At 70.3% G+C, this 18,602-nt stretch carries 12 protein-coding genes; 10 read left to right on the top strand and 2 right to left on the bottom strand.

Features of this window, described 5'->3' with window-relative positions; all coding sequences use genetic code 11:
• Positions 1-19 precede the first annotated feature (19 nt).
• The 3 genes from ACZ601_RS24280 (at position 20) to ACZ601_RS24270 (ending at position 1,998) form a co-directional block, all read left to right on the top strand.
• Entirely contained in the window at positions 20-712 is a 693-nt protein-coding gene (locus tag ACZ601_RS24280; RefSeq protein WP_440573089.1) for a response regulator, read from the top strand.
• A gap of 86 nt (positions 713-798) precedes the next feature.
• Positions 799-1,215 carry an OB-fold nucleic acid binding domain-containing protein gene (locus tag ACZ601_RS24275; protein WP_363072544.1) on the top strand — a complete coding sequence of 139 codons (417 nt, stop codon included), beginning with the start codon at positions 799-801 and terminating at the stop codon, positions 1,213-1,215.
• Positions 1,216-1,218: 3 nt separating this feature from the next.
• On the top strand, positions 1,219-1,998 hold the full coding sequence (locus ACZ601_RS24270) for a DUF3159 domain-containing protein (RefSeq protein ID WP_440573090.1): 780 nt from the start codon (positions 1,219-1,221) through the stop codon (positions 1,996-1,998).
• Between the two features lie 66 nt (positions 1,999-2,064).
• Here the strand turns inward: ACZ601_RS24270 and ACZ601_RS24265 are convergent, their stop codons facing one another.
• Both ACZ601_RS24265 and ACZ601_RS24260 read right to left on the bottom strand, forming a co-directional pair.
• Complete coding sequence (locus ACZ601_RS24265) at positions 2,065-2,742, bottom strand: potassium channel family protein (protein ID WP_073737650.1); 678 nt, start codon at positions 2,740-2,742, stop codon at positions 2,065-2,067.
• Positions 2,742-3,410, bottom strand: coding sequence for a potassium channel family protein (locus tag ACZ601_RS24260; protein ID WP_440573091.1), 669 nt, complete (start codon positions 3,408-3,410; stop codon positions 2,742-2,744). Before ACZ601_RS24260 ends, ACZ601_RS24265 begins: the two co-directional genes overlap by 1 nt.
• A 362-nt stretch (positions 3,411-3,772) precedes the next feature.
• Here ACZ601_RS24260 and ACZ601_RS24255 point away from each other — a divergent pair, with 362 nt between their 5' ends.
• The 7 genes from ACZ601_RS24255 (at position 3,773) to ACZ601_RS24225 (ending at position 18,579) form a co-directional block, all read left to right on the top strand.
• Complete coding sequence (locus ACZ601_RS24255; RefSeq protein WP_469541373.1) at positions 3,773-5,821, top strand: APC family permease; 2,049 nt, start codon at positions 3,773-3,775, stop codon at positions 5,819-5,821.
• 167 nt (positions 5,822-5,988) lie between these two features.
• The gene (locus ACZ601_RS24250) at positions 5,989-7,347 is read left to right on the top strand and encodes a class I SAM-dependent RNA methyltransferase (RefSeq protein ID WP_469541371.1); all 1,359 of its coding nucleotides are present in this window, start codon (positions 5,989-5,991) and stop codon (positions 7,345-7,347) included.
• Positions 7,348-7,937: 590 nt separating this feature from the next.
• Positions 7,938-10,214 (top strand): GmrSD restriction endonuclease domain-containing protein, encoded by a 2,277-nt coding sequence (locus ACZ601_RS24245; protein ID WP_469541368.1) that lies wholly within the window; start codon positions 7,938-7,940, stop codon positions 10,212-10,214.
• A gap of 142 nt (positions 10,215-10,356) precedes the next feature.
• Complete coding sequence (locus ACZ601_RS24240; RefSeq protein WP_469541365.1) at positions 10,357-11,934, top strand: TIGR02677 family protein; 1,578 nt, start codon at positions 10,357-10,359, stop codon at positions 11,932-11,934.
• On the top strand, positions 11,931-13,196 hold the full coding sequence (locus tag ACZ601_RS24235) for a TIGR02678 family protein (protein ID WP_469541362.1): 1,266 nt from the start codon (positions 11,931-11,933) through the stop codon (positions 13,194-13,196). The genes ACZ601_RS24240 and ACZ601_RS24235 overlap by 4 nt, the downstream gene beginning before the upstream one ends.
• Positions 13,193-17,359 (top strand): TIGR02680 family protein, encoded by a 4,167-nt coding sequence (locus ACZ601_RS24230; RefSeq protein ID WP_469541359.1) that lies wholly within the window; start codon positions 13,193-13,195, stop codon positions 17,357-17,359. The genes ACZ601_RS24235 and ACZ601_RS24230 overlap by 4 nt, the downstream gene beginning before the upstream one ends.
• Positions 17,350-18,579, top strand: coding sequence for a TIGR02679 family protein (locus tag ACZ601_RS24225; RefSeq protein ID WP_469541356.1), 1,230 nt, complete (start codon positions 17,350-17,352; stop codon positions 18,577-18,579). Before ACZ601_RS24230 ends, ACZ601_RS24225 begins: the two co-directional genes overlap by 10 nt.
• Positions 18,580-18,602: the final 23 nt, after the last annotated feature.

Raw genomic sequence — 18,602 nt, 5'->3', positions numbered from 1 at the left:
GCAGAGAGGCAGGACCGAGATGACCCGGGTGCTTGTGGTCGACGACGAGCCGCAGATCGTACGCGCCCTCGTGATCAACCTGAAGGCGCGCAAGTACGAGGTGGACGCCGCGCCCGACGGAGCGACCGCCCTCCAGCTCGCCGCCGCCCGCCACCCCGACGTCGTGGTGCTGGACCTCGGGCTGCCCGACATGGACGGCGTCGAGGTCATCAGGGGGCTGCGCGGCTGGACCCGGGTGCCGATCCTGGTGCTCTCGGCCCGCCACACCTCCGACGAGAAGGTCGAGGCGCTGGACGCGGGGGCCGACGACTACGTCACCAAGCCGTTCGGCATGGACGAGCTGCTGGCCCGGCTGCGCGCCTCCGTACGCCGCGCCGAGCCCGTCGGACAGGATGGCGGCGACCAGACCGTGATCGTCGAGACCACGGGCTTCACCGTCGACCTGGCCGCCAAGAAGGTCCAGCGCGAGGGCCGGGACGTACGGCTCACCCCCACCGAGTGGCACCTGCTGGAGGTACTGGTCCGCAACAGCGGCCGGCTGGTCAGCCAGAAGCAGCTGCTCCAGGAGGTCTGGGGACCGTCCTACGGCACCGAGACCAACTACCTGCGGGTCTACATGGCGCAGCTGCGGCGCAAGCTGGAGGCCGACCCCGCCCATCCCCGGCACTTCGTCACCGAACCGGGGATGGGCTACCGCTTCGAGCGGGCCTGACGTCAGCCGCCCGCTTCTCCCCATAACCCGTTCGAGTGAGACGGCGGCCACCCGCCACGACCTCCGGGGACCGGTACGCTTCGGTTATGAGTGCTGTCCCTCGATTCGAGAAGGCCGGGAAGGCCGAGCGGCCGTCCGGGCGCTTCCGCCGGATGCTCGACCGGCTCTCCAGCTCCCAGGAGGACCTGGAGCGCGAGGAGCTGGCGGAGGACTCGCACGCCTCGGGATGCACCCGGATCTCCGAGTGCAGCGACCGCCAGATCGTCAAGGTCACTGGTACCTTGCGGACGGTCACCCTGCGACCGCGTGCCGGAGTGCCCGCCCTGGAGGCGGAGCTCTTCGACGGCACCGCGCCGCTGGACGTGGTCTGGCTCGGCCGCCGCTCCATCGTGGGCATCGAGCCGGGCCGCAAGCTCATCGCCTCGGGCCGGATCTCCATGAGCCACGGGCGCCGGGTGCTGTTCAACCCCAAATACGAACTCCGACCGCTCGGCAAGGAGTAGCCGGTGACGTCTCTTGACAAGCCGACGTCCGACACGGACCCCACCACCCGCACCGATCAGCAGGAGGCCGACGCGAAGGCGGTCACAGAGGCCGCGCTCTTCGAGGCCTTCGGCGGCATCCGGGGCATGGTGGAGACAGTCCTGCCGGGACTGCTCTTCGTCACGATCTTCACCATCGACAAGAACCTCACCTACTCGGCCATCGCGGCCGTGGCGGTGTCGCTGGTGCTCGTGGCCGTCCGGCTCATCCGCAGGGACACCGTCAAGCACGCCTTCAGCGGGGTCTTCGGTGTGGCCTTCGGTGTCGTCTTCGCGAAGATGACCGGCAACGCCAAGGACTTCTACCTCCCGGGCATGATCTACACGCTCGGACTGGCCCTCGCCTACCTGGTCACCACGGTGGCGGGACTGCCGCTGATCGGCCTGATCCTGGGCCCGGTCTTCAAGGAGAACCTCTCCTGGCGCACCAGGAACCCCGGCCGCAAGAAGGCCTACGCCAAGGCCAGCTACGCCTGGGGACTGATCCTGCTCGCCAAGTGCGCGATCCTCTTCCCGCTGTACTGGTGGGGTGACACCACCCAGTTCGGCTGGGTCCTGGTGGCACTGAAGATCCCGCCGTTCCTGCTCGCGGTCTACCTCACCTGGGTCTTCCTCGCCAAGGCACCGCCGCCCATCGACGTCTTCGCCGAGATGGAGGCGGAGGAGCAGGCGGAGAAGGACCGCAAGGCCGAGCAGGACCGTGCGGCGGCCGCCGCCGAAGCGGCCCGCGGTCGGGAATTCTGAGCGGGGACAACACGGAAGGGGGCCCGGTACCGCCACTGGCGGCACCGGGCCCCTCCGCATATCCGCTCAGCTCTCCGAGTCCCCCTGGCGCACCGACAGCAGGTCCTCCAGCTGTTCCTCGCGCGCCTGGGCCGCGACGAACAGCAGCTCGTCACCGGCCTCCAGGGTCTCCTCCGTGCTCGGCGTCAGAACCCGCTGGCCACGGATGATCGTGACCAGCGAGGTGTCCTCCGGCCATGCCACATCCCCGACCTGGGTACCGGCCAGCGCCGATTCCGGGGGCAGCGTCAGTTCGACCAGGTTGGCGTCGCCGTGGCTGAAGCGCAGCAGCCGGACCAGATCACCGACGCTCACCGCCTCCTCGACCAGGGCCGACATCAGCCTCGGGGTGGAGACCGCCACATCGACGCCCCAGGACTCGTTGAACAGCCACTCGTTCTTCGGGTTGTTCACCCGGGCGACGACCCTCGGCACGCCGTACTCCGTCTTGGCGAGCAGCGAGACGACCAGGTTCACCTTGTCGTCGCCGGTCGCTGCGATCACGACGTTGCAGCGCTGCAGAGCCGCCTCGTCCAGCGAGGTGATCTCACAGGCGTCCGCCAGCAGCCACTCGGCCATCGGCACCCGCTCCACCGAGATGGCGGTCGGCGCCTTGTCGACGAGCAGCACCTCGTGACCGTTCTCCAGCAGCTCGGCCGCGATGGAACGGCCCACCGCACCGGCCCCGGCAATCGCGACACGCATCAGTGACCGCCCTCCTCAGGGCCCTCGGCGAAGGCCGCCTCGACCTTCGCGATCTCGTCCGTACGCATCATCACGTGGACCAGATCGCCCTCCTGCAGCACCGTCTGCGACGACGGCAGTATGGCTTCGCCCAGTCGGGTGAGGAACGCCACGCGGACGCCCGTCTCCTCCTGCAGCGTGCTGATCTTGTGGCCGATCCAGGACGGCGTGGTGTGCACCTCCGCGAGCTGCACACCGCCACTGGGATCCCGCCACAGCGGCTCGGCGCCCGAGGGCAGCAGCCGCCGCAGCATCTGGTCCGCGGTCCAGCGCACGGTGGCGACCGTGGGGATGCCGAGCCGCTGGTAGACCTCGGCGCGCCGGGGGTCGTAGATCCTGGCCGCGACGTTCTCGATGCCGAACATCTCGCGTGCCACCCGGGCCGCGATGATGTTGGAGTTGTCGCCGCTGCTGACCGCCGCGAACGCGCCGGCGTCTTCGATCCCCGCCTCGCGGAGGGTGTCCTGGTCGAAACCGACGCCGCTGACCCGGCGGCCGCCGAATCCGGAGCCGAGACGCCGGAACGCGGTGGGGTCCTGGTCGATGACGGCGACCGTGTGACCCTGCTGCTCCAGGGTCTGCGCGAGAGCGGCTCCTACTCGCCCGCAGCCCATGATGACGATGTGCACCTTGCGCCTACCTCGCAGTCCTGATCGTCCGGCTGACCTGCGAAAACACCCTGCTCACACTCTTTCCTCGGCTGGCCGGGCAAACAATGGGGCAACGGTTCGTCCCGTTGCCCAGGATGAGCTTATGCGGCGCCGGACGCGTTGCCTCATTCGAGTCTCCTTTCCCCGGGGCCACGATGGCAAAGGGGCGGCTCCCGAACTGTTCCGGCGCGATTTCGGAGTGCGTCGGAGCGTCTCGGAGCGCCTTCGGCGCAAGGATCGCGTTAAGGATTTCGTGGCTTTTCCGTCCGAGTGCAGGAGATTCAAGTGATACGGGGGTGGTGCGTGGGCGGGCCCCATACGAAACCCTTACGATCCACAGCGTGTCCAAACTGACCGACGTGCCCAAACGGATCCTGATCGGACGGGCCCTGCGCAGCGACAAGCTGGGGGAGACGCTCCTCCCCAAACGCATCGCCCTGCCCGTCTTCGCGTCCGATCCGCTGTCCTCGGTGGCGTACGCACCCGGAGAAGTCCTCCTGGTGCTGTCCATCGCAGGCGTGTCGGCGTACCACTTCAGCCCGTGGATCGCGGTCGCCGTCGTGGTCCTGATGTTCACCGTCGTCGCCTCGTACCGGCAGAACGTGCACGCGTACCCGAGCGGGGGCGGCGACTACGAGGTCGCGACCACCAACCTCGGCCCGAAGGCCGGACTGACCGTGGCCAGCGCCCTGCTGGTCGACTACGTCCTCACCGTCGCCGTGTCGATCGCCTCCGGGGTGGAGAACCTCGGCTCCGCGATCCCGTTCGTCGTCGAGCACAAGACCGTCAGCGCGGTCGTGGCCATCGTGCTGCTCACGGTGATGAACCTGCGCGGCGTGAAGGAGTCCGGGAAGCTCTTCGCCATCCCCACGTACCTCTTCGTGGCCGGCGTCTTCATCATGATCATCTGGGGCGCCTTCCGCGGACTGGTGCTGGGCGACACCATGCACGCCCCGACCTCCGGCTACACGATCAGGGCCGAACACCAGGGCCTGGCGGGCTTCGCCCTCGTCTTCCTCCTGCTGCGCGCCTTCTCCTCCGGCTGCGCCGCCCTCACCGGCGTCGAGGCGATCAGCAACGGTGTCCCCGCGTTCCGCAAGCCCAAGAGCAAGAACGCCGCCACCACCCTCGCGGCGATGGGCCTGCTGGCCGTCACCATGTTCTGCGGCATCATCGGGCTGGCTATGGCCACCGACGTGAAGATGGCCGAGAACCCGGCGAAGGACCTGATCAGCAACGGCTCCCCGGTCGGTTCGAGCTTCGTCCAGGACCCGGTGATCTCCCAGGTCGCGGCCGCCGTGTTCGGTGACGGAACGTTCTTCTTCGTCATCCTCGCCGCGGCCACCGCGCTCGTCCTCTTCCTGGCCGCGAACACCGCGTACAACGGCTTCCCGCTGCTCGGCTCGATCCTGGCCCAGGACAGCTACCTGCCCCGCCAGCTGCACACCCGCGGCGACCGGCTCGCCTTCTCCAACGGCATCGTGCTGCTGGCCGGTGCGGCGATCCTGCTGGTCGTGATCTACGGGGCCGACTCGACCCGGCTGATCCAGCTCTACATCGTCGGCGTGTTCGTCTCCTTCACCCTCAGCCAGACCGGCATGGTGCGGCACTGGAACCGCCACCTGCGCGCCGAGCGGGACCCGCTCAAGCGCCGCCACATGATCCGCTCCCGCGCGATCAACACCTTCGGCGCCTTCTTCACCGGCCTGGTGCTCGTCGTCGTCCTCGCCACCAAGTTCACCCACGGCGCCTGGGTGGCGCTGCTCGGCATGGTGATCTTCTACGGCACGATGACCGCGATCCGTAAGCACTACGACCGGGTCGCCGCGGAGATCGCCGCCGACGAGGCCCCGTCCCACGAGAGCGTCAGGCCCTCCCGGGTCCACGCGATCGTCCTGGTTTCCAAGCTCCACCGCCCCACCCTGCGCGCGCTCGCCTACGCGAAGCTGATCCGCACAGACCACCTGGAGGCGCTCTCCATCAGCGTCGACCCGGCCGAGACGAAGGTCCTCAGGGAGGACTGGGAGCGGCGCGGCATCAACGTACCGCTGAAGATCCTGGACTCCCCGTACCGCGAGGTGACCCGCCCGGTCATCGAGTACGTCAAGGGCCTGCGCCGGGAGAGCCCGCGCGACGTCGTGAGCGTCTACATCCCCGAGTACGTCGTCGGCCACTGGTACGAGCACCTGCTGCACAACCAGAGCGCGCTGCGGCTCAAGGGCCGGCTGCTCTTCACCCCGGGCGTGATGGTCACCTCCGTCCCGTACCAGCTGGAATCCTCCGAAGCGGCCAAGAAGCGCGCCCGCAGGCGCGCGAACTGGACCGCCCCGGGCTCGGTGCGCCGGGGCCCGGTGGAACGCAGGTCCAAGGAGCACACGCACAAGAGCTGACGAGCCCTGCCCGCTCTTCCTGCTGACCCGGTCATCCTGGTAACCCGCTGTGACCCGCTCTTCCTGGTAAGCGGCCGTACGACACCCACGTAGACTCGTAGGTTGTTGTCCGGCCGCTTGCCGTTCGCCGTTCGCCTGTACCCCTTGATCTCTGGAGCCCTCCCCTCATGCAGAACGAATCCACTTCGCCGCAGACGGGCGAAGCCCCGACCGTGGAATCGCTCGTGGGGCGGGAGTACGAGGTCGAGGTCGGCCCGGTCGCCCACGGCGGCCACTGCATCGCCCGTACGGCCGAGGGCCAGGTCCTGTTCGTCCGCCACACGCTCCCCGGCGAGAAGGTCATCGCCAAGGTGACCGACGGAACGGCCGAGTCCCGCTTCCTGCGCGCCGACGCGGTACAGATCATCGAGGCGTCCAAGGACCGGGTGAAGGCCCCCTGCCCGTTCGCGGGCCCCGGCAAGTGCGGCGGCTGCGACTGGCAGCACGCCAAGCCCGGCGCCCAGCGACGGCTCAAGGGCGAAGTGATCGCCGAACAGCTCCAGCACCTCGCGGGCCTCACCCCGGAGGAGGCCGGCTGGGACGGCACCGTCATGCCGGCCGAGGGCGACAAGCTCCCGCCGGGCGAGGTCCCGGCCTGGCGCACCCGCGTCCAGTACGCCATCGACGAGGACGGCCGGGTCGGCCTGCGCAAGCACCGCTCGCACGAGATCGAGATCATCGACCAGTGCCTGATCGCCGCCCCCGGCGTCTCCGAGCTCGGCATCGAGAAGCAGGACTGGCCCCAGATGGCCACGGTGGAGGCCATCGCCGCCACCGGCTCCAACGACCGCCAGGTCATCCTGACCCCCCGCACCGGCGGCCGCCTCCCGCTGGTCGAGCTCGACAAGCCCGTCTCGGTCCTGCGCGTCGACGAGCACGACGGCGGCGTCCACCGCGTCCACGGCCGTGGCTTCGTCCGCGAACGCGCCGACGACCGCACCTACCGCGTGGGCTCCGGCGGCTTCTGGCAGGTCCACCCGCAGGCCGCGTACACCCTGGTGAAGGCCGTCATGCAGGGCCTCATGCCGCGCAAGGGCGAAATGGCCCTCGACCTGTACTGCGGCGTCGGCCTCTTCGCCGGCTCCCTCGCGGAACGCCTCGGCGACAAGGGCGCGGTCCTCGGCATCGAGTCCGGCAAGCGCGCGGTGGAGGACGCCCGCCACAACCTCAAGGACCTGGAGCGGGTCCGCATCGAGCACGGCAAGGTCGACCAGATCCTGCCCCGCACCGGCATCACCGAGGCCGACCTCATCGTCCTCGACCCGCCCCGCGCGGGCGCCGGCAAGCAGGTCGTCAAGCGCCTCTCGGCCCTGGGCGCGCGCCGCATCGCCTACGTCGCGTGCGACCCGGCGGCGCTGGCGCGGGACCTGGCGTACTTCGCGGAGGGCGGCTACAGGGTGCGGACGCTGCGGGCGTTCGACCTGTTTCCGATGACGCATCATGTGGAGTGCGTGGCGGTTCTGGAGCCGGTGAAGAAGGACGACTGAGCTGCGGTTTTGTGATTTGGGTGAGATAGTCGACCTATTTCCCTCCGTGGCGCGGGTCGAGTGCCCGGCTTGACCCGCGAAGCCTCCTGAACTGCGAATTCATCAGGGAGTCGCTCGCGTCGGCGACGTCTTCAAGTCCCGTTCGGAGATTCTTGACGCTCGAATCGGGTCTCAACCCCACGGACCTCTCCGGCTGGGGCTGTGCGGGCCGGGCCCTCGGTAAGGAGGGCAAGGAACCCGGCGGCGGCGCGAGCTGCCTGTACAAGTCCCATGCTTCCTTGAGCCCAGTGCGAGCCAGTCCAAGCGGCAGAGCGTGGCGCCGATCCGGGGTCGTGCGTTCATCCGGCCCGTTCGGGCCAGCAGGTGTGGCATTCGCTTGACCGGATGGGCGGCCCCGAAAACTGGCCCGGGGCACCACGGACTTGGGCGGGACAACCCTTAGTTGGGCCACGCCGCCGTGCTTTCCTCCTTGTGGCCAGCTCCATTGGTCCTGTGGGGCGGTGTGTCCACGTGGTAGAAACCTGATGCTGTTCCCACGCTCTTGATACTTCCACCGACCAGTTGCCCTCGGACGTTTGGAGCCCTCGGCTGTGCCATCCACTCTGTATCGCGACACCGGTTACACGCTCCGGCACCTGATCGAGAACATCGAAGGCGGCCGCATCGGACTCCCCGACATTCAACGCCCGTTCGTCTGGTCCGCGGCGAAGACCCGCGATCTCTTCGACTCGATGTATCGGGGCTACCCGATCGGCACCCTGATGTTCTGGGAGACCGGCGCTGAGGTGGGGACGCGGCAGATCGGAACGGAAGCGAGTGATCGAGCACCCCAGCTGTTGGTCGTCGACGGGCAGCAGCGGCTTACCGCTCTGTTCGCTGTCCTCACCGGGCGCAAGATCGTCACCAAGTCATTCGACGCGATCAACGTTCGCATCGCGTTCCACCCGGAGGACCAGACATTCGAGGTCACTGATGCGGCGATCGAGCGTGATGCCCACTTCATTCCGGACATCACTGCGCTCTGGGCCCAAGGTGGATACAAGCCCACCGTCCGTCGCTTCTTCCAACGGCTCGAAGAGGCCGGCGGACAGCCGTTGTCGGACGCTGCCAAAGATGAGCTCGAAGAACGCATAGATGGTGTCCGGGACCTGCACGATTTTCTCTTCCAGGTTGTGGAGCTGGGTGCTTCGGCTGACGAGGAGCAGGTCGCCGACATCTTCGTGCGCATCAACTCCGAAGGCGTGAAGCTCAATCAGTCCGACTTCATCCTCACCCTGATGTCAGTGCATTGGGAGGAGGGGCGCCGTCAGCTCGAAGAATTCAGCCGCGGCGCGGTGATCTCAGGGCTCCCCGATCCGAGCCCTCGGAACGCCTTTCTGGACCCGAGTCCGGACCAACTGCTGCGCGTAGCCGTCGCTTTCGCCTTCCGGCGGGCTCGGTTGCAGCACGTCTACAGCGTCCTGCGGGGAAAGGACCTTGGAACCGGAAAGATCACCGCCGCGCGACGGCAGGAGCAGTTCGATCGGCTCGCCCAAGCACACACGAAGGTCCTGGACCTGACCAGCTGGCACGAGTTCTTCCAGTGCGTCAGGTTGGCCGGCTTCCGCAGCCGCAAGATGATCACCTCGGACAACGCCCTGCTGTACAGCTACACAATCTGGCTGATTGGACGCCACGATTTCGGGCTGACGGCCGATGAACTCCGTCCCTTGATCGGACGGTGGTTCTTCATGGCGCACACCACCGGCCGGTACTCCAACTCGCCGGAGTCGCAGATGGAGTCCGACCTGGGGCGCATCGGTAGTCTGCCGCCAGGTGATGGCCGAGCCTTCGCCGCGGAACTCGACCGGATCATCGCAGCGAACTTCACCGGCGACTACTGGGACATCTCCCTGCCGAACCGGTTGGACACGTCCTCGTCGCGCTCACCGGTGCTGTTCGCCTACCAGGCTGCGCTCGACATCCTCGACGCCGAAATGCTCCTCGGCGACCAACGGATCCGTGATCTGCTGGACCCCTCAGTCAAACCCGTCAAGGCCGTCGGCCGGGACAACCTGTTCCACGGCAAGGTGCTCGCCGGAATGGGTATTACCGACCGACGCCAAGTCAATGCCATCGCGAACATGGCGTATGTGATGTGGCCGGCGGACGCGCTGTTCAACAGCGACGCACCACATGACTACTGGCCGAGAGTCACCGACGCCATGGACCCGAAGGTGCTCGAGCGGCAGGTGCGGTGGCACGCGCTCCCGGTCGGCTGGGAACAGCTCGACTATTTCACCTTCCTGGAACGGCGGCGTCAGCTGATCGCCAAGGTTGTGCGGGAAGCGTTCGAAACCCTCAGAGGGGAACGCCCTGCGTACGTCCCGACCACCCCGGCCGACATGATCGCCGCCGGCGAATCCCAGGGTACCGAGTTCAAGGCCAGCGCCCGCTGGAACGTGCACACCCGGCAGGCCGACAAGTCTCTGCGGCACAACATCGTCAAGGCCGTCTGCGGCTTCCTGAACGGCGAGGGCGGAAACCTGTATATCGGCGTCGCCGACGACGGGACCGTCCTCGGCATCGAGAACGACCTCACCACTCTGGAGTCGCAGGCCAGCGTCGACGGATACGAGCTCTTCGTGCGCCAGCTCATCGACAGCAGCTTGTCGACCCCGACTGCCACCACCGTCCGCGTAGGCTTCCCCGAAATCGCCGGCAACGTCGTCTGTCAGATCAGTGTTGCCGCGGCAGGCATGCCGGTGTTCGCCAAACCCGCCAAGGGCGGCAACGGCGCCACCGACTTCTGGGTCCGGGTCGGCAATGCCACGAAGCAACTCCACGGTGATGACCTCCTGCGCTACAAGGAGGAACACTGGGGATGAGCGTCCTTATGGCTGGCCCTCCGGCCCCTGGGGAATGACCTCGGGCCTGGAAGCGGTCAGGGCGCCCCGCATACCGGCGTCAACCAGACAATCACTCTGGTTTCCGTCCGGGAGCGTTGCCGTCACGGCACAATGGCCAGTGATGACCAGCACCACCGCTCCAGGCTCCGGGCCGGACGGGTTCAGCCCCTTCGCCCACCTCACCGTGCAGAACACCGTCCTCTACCGGCAGGTGATGCGGGCGTTCGTCACGGCCAAGGAACGCTTCGCCGTGCATCTGCGTCCCGAGGACGTGTACGCCGCGCTGCCCGGGGAGGTGCGGCCCGGCGAGCTGGACGGCGTCGTCAAAGCACTGGACAAGCTGGTCGAGTGGGGGAATCTACGGGCCGACCCCGACACCGGACGGGTCAGCGCCGTCGAGGACTTCTACCGCAAGCGCTTCATCTACCAGCTGACCCGGGCCGGGGAGGCAGCCGAGGAAGCCCTGGCCGCCTACGACGAGGCGCTCGGGCGGCGGGGCGCCCTTCAGGTCATCGCTCTGCACGACATCGTCACGCAGCTGCGCGCCCTTCTCGTCCTCACCGCCGACGAGCAGCCCGACCCGGGCAAGACGTACCTCGCGTTCGACGCGCTCGCGAGCCGGTTCGCCGCTCTCGCCGACAACGCGCGCGCGTTCATGAGTTCGTTGCAGCGCACCATCGACCTGCACGAGGTGGAGGAAGCGGTCTTCCTTGCGTACAAGGACCGCCTCATCCAGTATCTGGAGCGTTTCATCCAGGACCTGATCACCCTGGGCGGACGCATCGCCCAGCTCATCCTGGAGCTGGAGGACTCGGGCCGGATCCAGGCCCTGCTCAGGGCCGCCGCGGGACGGGAGGCGGCCGACGCCGCGCCCGAGGACGCGGCGCCCGCCGCGCAGAAGGCATACGCCCACTGGGCCGGGCGCTGGGACGGGCTCACCGCGTGGTTCCTCAGCCGGGACGGGCGCGAGTCGCAGGCCCGCCTGCTGCGTGGCCGCGCGCTGGGGGCCATTCCGCAGATGCTGGCCGTCGTCCGGGTGCTGGGGGAGCGCCGGGCCGGCCGGTCGGACCGGTCCGCCGATTTCCGCACCCTCGCCCGCTGGTTCGCCGAGGCCCCCGACGACGCCTCGCGGCACCAGCTGTGGCGGGCGGCCTTCGGACTCCACCCCGCCCGGCACCTCACGGCCGACGCGGACACCCTGGCCGCCCGGCTTGCCGCACCGGTGCCCGCCGCAACCCCCTGGGCTGCCGCGGAGCCGCTGCGGATCAGCCCCCAGCTGCGCCGTACCGGCAGTTACGAGCGGCGGGGCAAGCCCCGCAAGGTCGAGGACCGTCAGGAGCGTCGTCGTCACCTCGCCGAGGTGGCGGCCAAGCAGGTGGCCGAGACCGCCGCTGCCCGGGACCGCCTCGTCACCGACGGAGCGGTCAGACTGTCCGAACTCGGCGAGCTCGACCCGGTCTCCTTCGGCCTCTTCCTCCAACTGCTCGGCGACGCACTGGCCACCTGGCGCCCCGGCATGCGGCACACCGTGGCCACCAGCAACGACGGTGCGATGGAGATCAGGCTCAGCGCCCTGGCCGACGGACCGGCGGCGGAGATCCATACACCGTCGGGCACGTTCCACGGGCCCGATCACCTCATCGAGATCGTCGATCTGACCGACGCCGACAGGTCGTTGCACGGAGGAAGCGGACGATGACCACGCCACCGGCCCCGGCCGAAGTGCTCGAAGGACAGCACGCCGCAGAGCTCCGCAAGGCCGCCCGCGCCCTGCTCAAACAGCCGCTCCTGCTCTCCCACGGCAAGCACGCGGACGAGTTCCGGCTCGTGCGGCGGCACGCCGCCGAACTGCGCGAGTGGTTCGACCGCAACACCGGCTGGCCACTCCACGTGGACGCCGGGACGGCCCGGCTGCGCAAGATCCCCGGCGTGCTCCACGACGCCACACACCCCGCACGCGAGGTGACCCGCGCCGCCACCCCGTTCACCCGCCGCCGCTACGTCCTGCTCTGCCTGGCCCTGGCAGCCCTGGAGCGCGGCGAGTCCCAGATCGCGCTCGGCCGTCTCGCCGACCAGGTCGTCCTCGACGCCACCGACCCCGGGCTGGTCGCGTCGGGCATCCACTTCACCCTCGACCGCCGCGACGAGCGCCTCGACCTCGCGGCCGTCGTGCGGCTCCTGCTCAGTCTGGGCGTGCTGCGCCGGGTCGCCGGGGACGAGGACGCGTACGTGAACGGGGCGGGCGACGTGCTCTACGACGTCGAACGCCGGGTACTGGCGGGGCTCCTCGCGACACGTCGTGGCCCCTCCACCGTGCAGGCCGAGGCCACCGCCGACCGGCTGGCACAGCTTGTCGCCGAAACCGCCCTCGACAGCGAGGAACTCCGCTTCCGCGCAATGCGGCACGCACTCACTCGCCGACTCCTGGACGACCCGGTCCTCTACTATGACGAGCTGAGCGACGCCGAACTCGGCTACCTCACGAGGCAGCGGGGGTTCCTCACGGCCCGGGTCGCCGAGCTGACCGGTCTGATCCCGGAGATCCGCGCCGAAGGCATCGCCATGGTCGACCCCGACGACGACCTCACCGACGTACGGATGCCCGAGCAGGGCACCCATGGCCACATCACCCTGCTGCTCGCTGAGTACCTGGCGCGGGCGGCCGGGCCCGTCACCACCCTCCAGCTCGCCCAGCGGGTGCGGGAACTCGCCCTCGTACACGGCACGTTCTGGTCCAAGGCCGCGCGGGAACCAGGCATGGAGGCCGAGCTCGTCGAGCAGGCCGTCGCCCGGCTCGCCGCCCTCGGCCTGGTCTCCCGGACCGCCGACGGAGCCGAACCCCGCCCCGCGCTGGCCCGATACGCGGTCGGTGAACCCGTCGTCCTCGAACCAGGAACACCACCCGCAGGCACACCCGGCAGCGCGCGCACGCCGGCACAGCGAAAGGCCGGTCAGGCGTGACCACCCCGCTCCCCGAACCCCTCCGCACCCGCTGGCAGCCCCTGCGCATCGGGCTCGTCGACCTCTTCCACTACGACGTGGAGGAGTTCCACTTCCGCGACGGGCGACTGCTGCTGCGCGGCAACAACGGCACCGGCAAGTCCAAGGTGCTCGCGCTCACCCTGCCCTTCCTGCTCGACGGCGACCTGAGCCCGCGAAGGGTGGAGCCGGACGGGGACCCCGGGAAGCGGATGGAGTGGAACCTCCTCCTCGGCGGCGAGCACCCGCACACGGAGCGCCTCGGCTACACCTGGATCGAGTTCGGCAGACTCGACGCGAGCACCGGGGAGAGCCACTTCCGTACGCTGCTCTGCGGGCTGAAGGCGGTGAGCGGACGCGGGATCGCCCGGCACTGGTACGCGGTCACCGACCTGCGCGTCCAGCACGGACCCGGCACACCCGTGGAGGGCTTCCTCAGCCTGGTCGACGCCACCGGAACGGCCCTGACCCGGGACCGTCTCGTCGAAGCCGTCTCCGGTCACGGCATGGTGTACGACCAGGCCAAGACCTACCGCAGAGCCGTGGACGAGGCCCTCTTCGGGCTCGGCGAGCAGCGGTACGGCGCCCTGGTAGACCTGCTCGTCCAGCTGCGCCAGCCCCAGCTGTCCAAGCGCCCCAACGAGGCAGCCCTGTCCCGCGCCCTCACCGAGGCGCTGCCACCGGTGGACCAGGCCGTGATCGCCGACGTGGCCGAGGCGTTCCGGTCACTCGACGAGGAGAAGTCCGAACTGGCGGCGGCCTCCGCCGCGGAGCGCGCCGCCGCCGGCTTCCTGGAGCACTACCGGCGCTACGCACGCGTCGCCACCCGCCGCCGCGCCCGGCTGCCACGCGCCGAGCACTCCCGCTACGAGCAACGCCAACGCGACCTCGCCGAGGCACAGGCGCAGCAGGCTGGGGCCGAGGGGGAACGAAAGGCTGCAGCCGGGCTCATCGCGACGCTGGAGGAGCAGCAGAACCGGCTCCGCGCCCAGGACGCGGCCCTGCGGGAGAGCCCCGAGATGCGCAGCGCCAGAAATCTGGAGCAGGCGCACCACGAGGTGGAGCGCACGGCGCGTGCGGCCGAGCGCGCGGACAGCGACCGGGATCAGGCGGCGCGGCTGCACGACAAGGGCGTGCAGCGGCTCGGCACCGCCGAGAACCGGCTGCGGGCGGCCGACCGGCACGCGCAGAACACCTACCGGCAGGCTGCGGAGGCCGCGGCGACCGCCCGGGTCGCCCTCCCGGCGCCCAACCTGCCGGACGACGGTCGCGCCCCGAGTGAACTGCGCGGCGCCGTCGAGGAGTCCGTGGAACGGGGCCGCCGCGCGCTCGCCCATGTGACGGACCTCGCCCGCACCGCAGCGCGCACCTCGGAGGAACGGCGCACGCACGCCGTCCGGCTGGACGAAGCCGACGCGGACCGGTCCGCGGCCGCTGAAGAGCTCGGTCAGGCAGAGGAGGACGCGGTGCGTGCGGGCCGGGCGCTGCTGGACGAGGTCCGCACCCGTGCCCGTAGCTGGACCGAGCTCGCCTACGCGGACGAGCCCGGTCTGCTGGACGAACTCCAGGAATGGGTGGGCCGCCTCCACAGCCCGTACCCGGCACGGGCCGAGGCCGCGCGCGCCCACAGCGCCGCATCCGCACGGCTGGCCGAGCAGGCTGCCGCCGCCGGCCGGCGCCGTGCCGAACTCACCGGGCAGGCCGACGGGCTGCGGCAGGAACTCGCCGAGCTGGAGGCCGGCGGGCGACGTCCGCCGCAACCGCCGCACACCCGCACCCCCGGCCTGCGTGAGCGTCTGACGGGTGCCCCGCTGTGGCGGCTGGTGGACTTCGAGAACGGGCTCTCCGCAGCGGAACAGGCCGGTCTTGAAGCCGCCTTGGAGGCGTCCGGGATGCTCGACGCCTGGGTGCTGCCCAGCGGCACGGTTCTCACGGCGGACAGCCACGAGGTGCTGCTCGCCCCGGCAGGGGCTCCGGTGCGGGGCGCGTCGCTCGCGCACCTACTGCGGCCGGCCGTGGACCTCGGGGACGCGGGGGCCGCCGCCGTGGGCGAAGCGACCGTGGCCCGGGTGCTTGCCGCGATCGGCGCCGGTGCAGTGGGTGCCGAGCAAGGTGGCGCCGGGCCGGCGGGCGAAGCCGGAACGTGGGTCGCGGTCGACGGCCGCTTCCGGGTCGGCGCGCTGACCGGCCGATGGGCCAAGGCCACCGCCGCGTACATCGGCGAGGGTGCGCGGGAAGCTGCCAGGCGGGCCCGTATCGAAACGATCACCGGTGAAATCGACGTATTGCAGGGAGAGTTGACGATTCTTGTGGAACTGCTGGGTGCGTTGGCCGCCCGCCGCGAGGTGCTGGACGCGGAGGTGGCGGACGTACCGGACGAGACCGCCCTCACCCGCGCGCACGCCCGCGTTGCCGCCGCCGCGGAATCCCTGCGCCGAACCGGCGAACGGCAGGAGGAGCGAGCAGCCGCCCTTCTGGAGGCGACCGGCCGGAGCGAGGCGGCGGCGGAGGAACTCGCTTGGACCGCCGTGGACTTGAGGATGCCGTCCGACGAGGATGGACTGACGACGGTACGTGACGCACTCGGCGCCCTCGCCGAGGTGCTGGCAGCCCTCTGGCCCGCCCTGCGCGAACGCGGTGAGGCCGGCGGCCAGGTCGCCGACGAGCGTACCGAGGCAGAGCAGGCCGCCGAGCGTGTCGCGGAGCTCGCGGAGCGCGCGAAGGATGCGGAGAACGAGGCGGCGGCGGCCGACGAACGCCTCAGCACCTTGCGTTCGACGGTGGGCGCCGCCGTCGACGAGCTTCAGCGCCTGCTGGCGCGGACCGCGGAGGCGTCGCGCACCTGCGAGAGCGAGCAGCAGGCCGCTCACCGGCGTCACGCCGAGGCCGACCGGGCCGCGAGCAGGGCCGAAGGCCGCATCGAGCAGTTGCACGAGGGGCTGGCGGAGGCGGCCGAGGCGCGTACGGAGGCGATTGCCGCACTCCAGCGGTTCACCGCCACCGGACTGATGGCCGTGGCGGTGCCCGACATTGAGGTGCCCGCCGTGGAAGCCGGAGCATGGGCCGCGACCCCCGCGATCACGCTGGCCCGCGCCATCGACGCGGAACTGTCCTCCACCGATGACTCCGACAGCGCCTGGGAACGGGTGCAGCGCCGGCTCAGCGAGGAGTTCAAGACCCTCCAGGACACTCTGTCCCGGCACGGACACCGGGCGTCCGCCCGGATGGTGGAGGACGGCATGGTCGTCGACATCACGTATCAGGGCCGCGAACGGGCCGTACCGGACCTGGCAGCGGCCCTGGCGGTCGAGGTCGGCGAGCTGTCCCGCATCCTGTCCGCACGGGAGCGGGAGATCCTGGAGACCCATCTCGTCACGGAGGTCGCGGGGACGCTCCAGGAGCTGATCGGTGCGGCCGAGCGGCAGGTACGGGACATGAACGTCGAACTGGAGGAGCGGCCGACCTCCACCGGCATGCGGCTGCGGCTGGTGTGGCGGGCATCCCGCAAGGCTCCCGCCGGGCTCGCCCCGGCCAGGGAGCGGCTGCGCCGGTCGGCCGACGTATGGTCCGCCGAGGACCGCGCGGCCGTGGGCGAGTTCCTCCAGGAGCAGATCGCCCGCCAGCACACCGACGACGCCTCGGGCAGCTGGCTGGATCACCTCACCGCTGCACTCGACTACCGGACCTGGCACGAGTTCGGGGTCGAGCGGCACCAGCAGGGCCGCTGGATCCCGGCCACGGGACCCGCCTCCGGCGGCGAGCGGGTGCTCGCCGTGTCGGTGCCACTGTTCGCCGCCGCGTCCTCCCACTACGCGAGTGCGGGCAGCCCGTACGCACCGCGCCTGGTCACCCTGGACGAGGCGTTCGCCGGGGTGGACGACGACTCCCGCGCCAAGTGTCTGGGCCTGCTGCACGCCTTCGATCTCGACGTCGTGATGACGAGCGAGCGCGAGTGGGCCTGTTACCCGCAGGTGCCCGGCATCGCCATCGCCCAGCTGTCGCGGATCGACGAGGTCGCGGCGGTGCTCGTCACCCGGTGGGAGTGGGACGGCACGCGAAGGCGACGAGGCCAGGATCCGGTGGGGCCCGGGCACGCCGTTCCCGCGCAGCCCGGGGCCGAAGCGGCGGAGCCGCTGTGGAAGTGACCCCCGTGGACGACGTACGGCTGCGCAGATTCCTCGGCGCACCCGGCCTCAGCTGGCTGGTCGACCGTGCGCGCCGGCGTCTGGAGCGCGGGCGACCGCTCACCGGACCGGTATCGCTGAGCGCGCCCACGGCCGACCAACGGATGTCGGCGGAAAGGTTGTTGGGTCGTGCACCGGGCGGCGGGCGGTCCTTGTCCGTGCGCCTCGAAGCGGTGGACGACCTGCTGCGCCGTTCAGGCATCAGCCCGGCAGGACTGGCCGTGGCCGTGGTGGCGCTCACCGGGCCGGTCACCCTCCTCGGCGAGGCGCGCGCTGAGGAGCAGCGGGCCTGGGCGCAGGCGTACGCCCCGCTCGGCGCCCTGGCCCACGAGGTCCCCGCCCTACGGCCCTGGGCCGAACGGCTCCGGAACGACGGCCTCGTACGACGCCTCGCCGGTACCCCCACCGCAGCTGCCGACCTGCTCGGTCAAGTGGCCACTGTCGTGAGAGCCCTTCCGGTGGAGCCGGCGGTGTCGCTCCCCGCGTTCGCCTCCCGGCTCCTGGGCAGCGCCCACGCCCTGGACGACGGGACCCCGCTCTGCACCCTCACCCTCTCCGGCGTCCGGGCGCTGACCGGGGTCCCCGACACGGGTGGCGCGCAGGGGCGGCGCGAGGCGTGGGCGTCGGCGGGACTGCTGCGCGACGAGCTGTCCTCGACGGTGCTCGCCCTGAATCTGCGGGGGACTCCCGCCCTGGACTGGATGGCCGACGCGGGCGAGCCCGCCGTGCTCACCCTGCGGCAGCTGATCCGGCACCCGCCCCGCTCGGCGCCGCCGACGGTCCGGATCTGCGAGAACCCGGCGGTGCTCGCCGCAGCCGCCGACAGGTACGGCACCCAGTGCGCGCCGCTGGTCTGCCTCCAGGGCCAGCCGTCCGCCGCCGCCCTCGCCCTCCTGAGTCATCTCCACACGCACGGCAGTCGCTTCCGCTACCACGGCGACTTCGACTGGGGCGGCCTGCGGATCGCCGCCGCCCTGCTGCGAAGGGTCCCCTGGACCCCGTGGCGCTACACCGTGGCGGACTACCGCGCCGCCGTGTGCAGCCTGCCATCCGGCCCGCCCCTCACGGGGGTGCGGGCCGAAGCCACGTGGGACCCGGATTTGCCGGACGCGTTGCAGGAGGCGGGGGTGCGGGTGGAGGAGGAGGCGGTGTTGGGGGATCTGCTGTCCGACCTCGGGTGAGATGAGCCACGGCTCCCGACCGT

The organism is Streptomyces sp. NPDC104307, from assembly GCF_055584045.1.
Note: the sequence above shows the minus strand (reverse complement) of the source record. Positions and strands in the feature narration are given on the sequence as shown.

Excerpts from the sequence above, each read along its gene's own strand:
- ACZ601_RS24275 (WP_363072544.1), top strand. The coding sequence starts at position 799 with ATGAGTGCTGTCCCTCGATTCGAGAAGGCCGGGAAGGCCGAGCGGCCG.
- ACZ601_RS24265 (WP_073737650.1), bottom strand. The coding sequence starts at position 2,742 with ATGCGTGTCGCGATTGCCGGGGCCGGTGCGGTGGGCCGTTCCATCGCG.
- ACZ601_RS24240 (WP_469541365.1), top strand. The coding sequence starts at position 10,357 with ATGACCAGCACCACCGCTCCAGGCTCCGGGCCGGACGGGTTCAGCCCC.
- ACZ601_RS24235 (WP_469541362.1), top strand. The coding sequence starts at position 11,931 with ATGACCACGCCACCGGCCCCGGCCGAAGTGCTCGAAGGACAGCACGCC.
- ACZ601_RS24280 (WP_440573089.1), top strand. The coding sequence starts at position 20 with ATGACCCGGGTGCTTGTGGTCGACGACGAGCCGCAGATCGTACGCGCC.
- ACZ601_RS24250 (WP_469541371.1), top strand. The coding sequence starts at position 5,989 with ATGCAGAACGAATCCACTTCGCCGCAGACGGGCGAAGCCCCGACCGTG.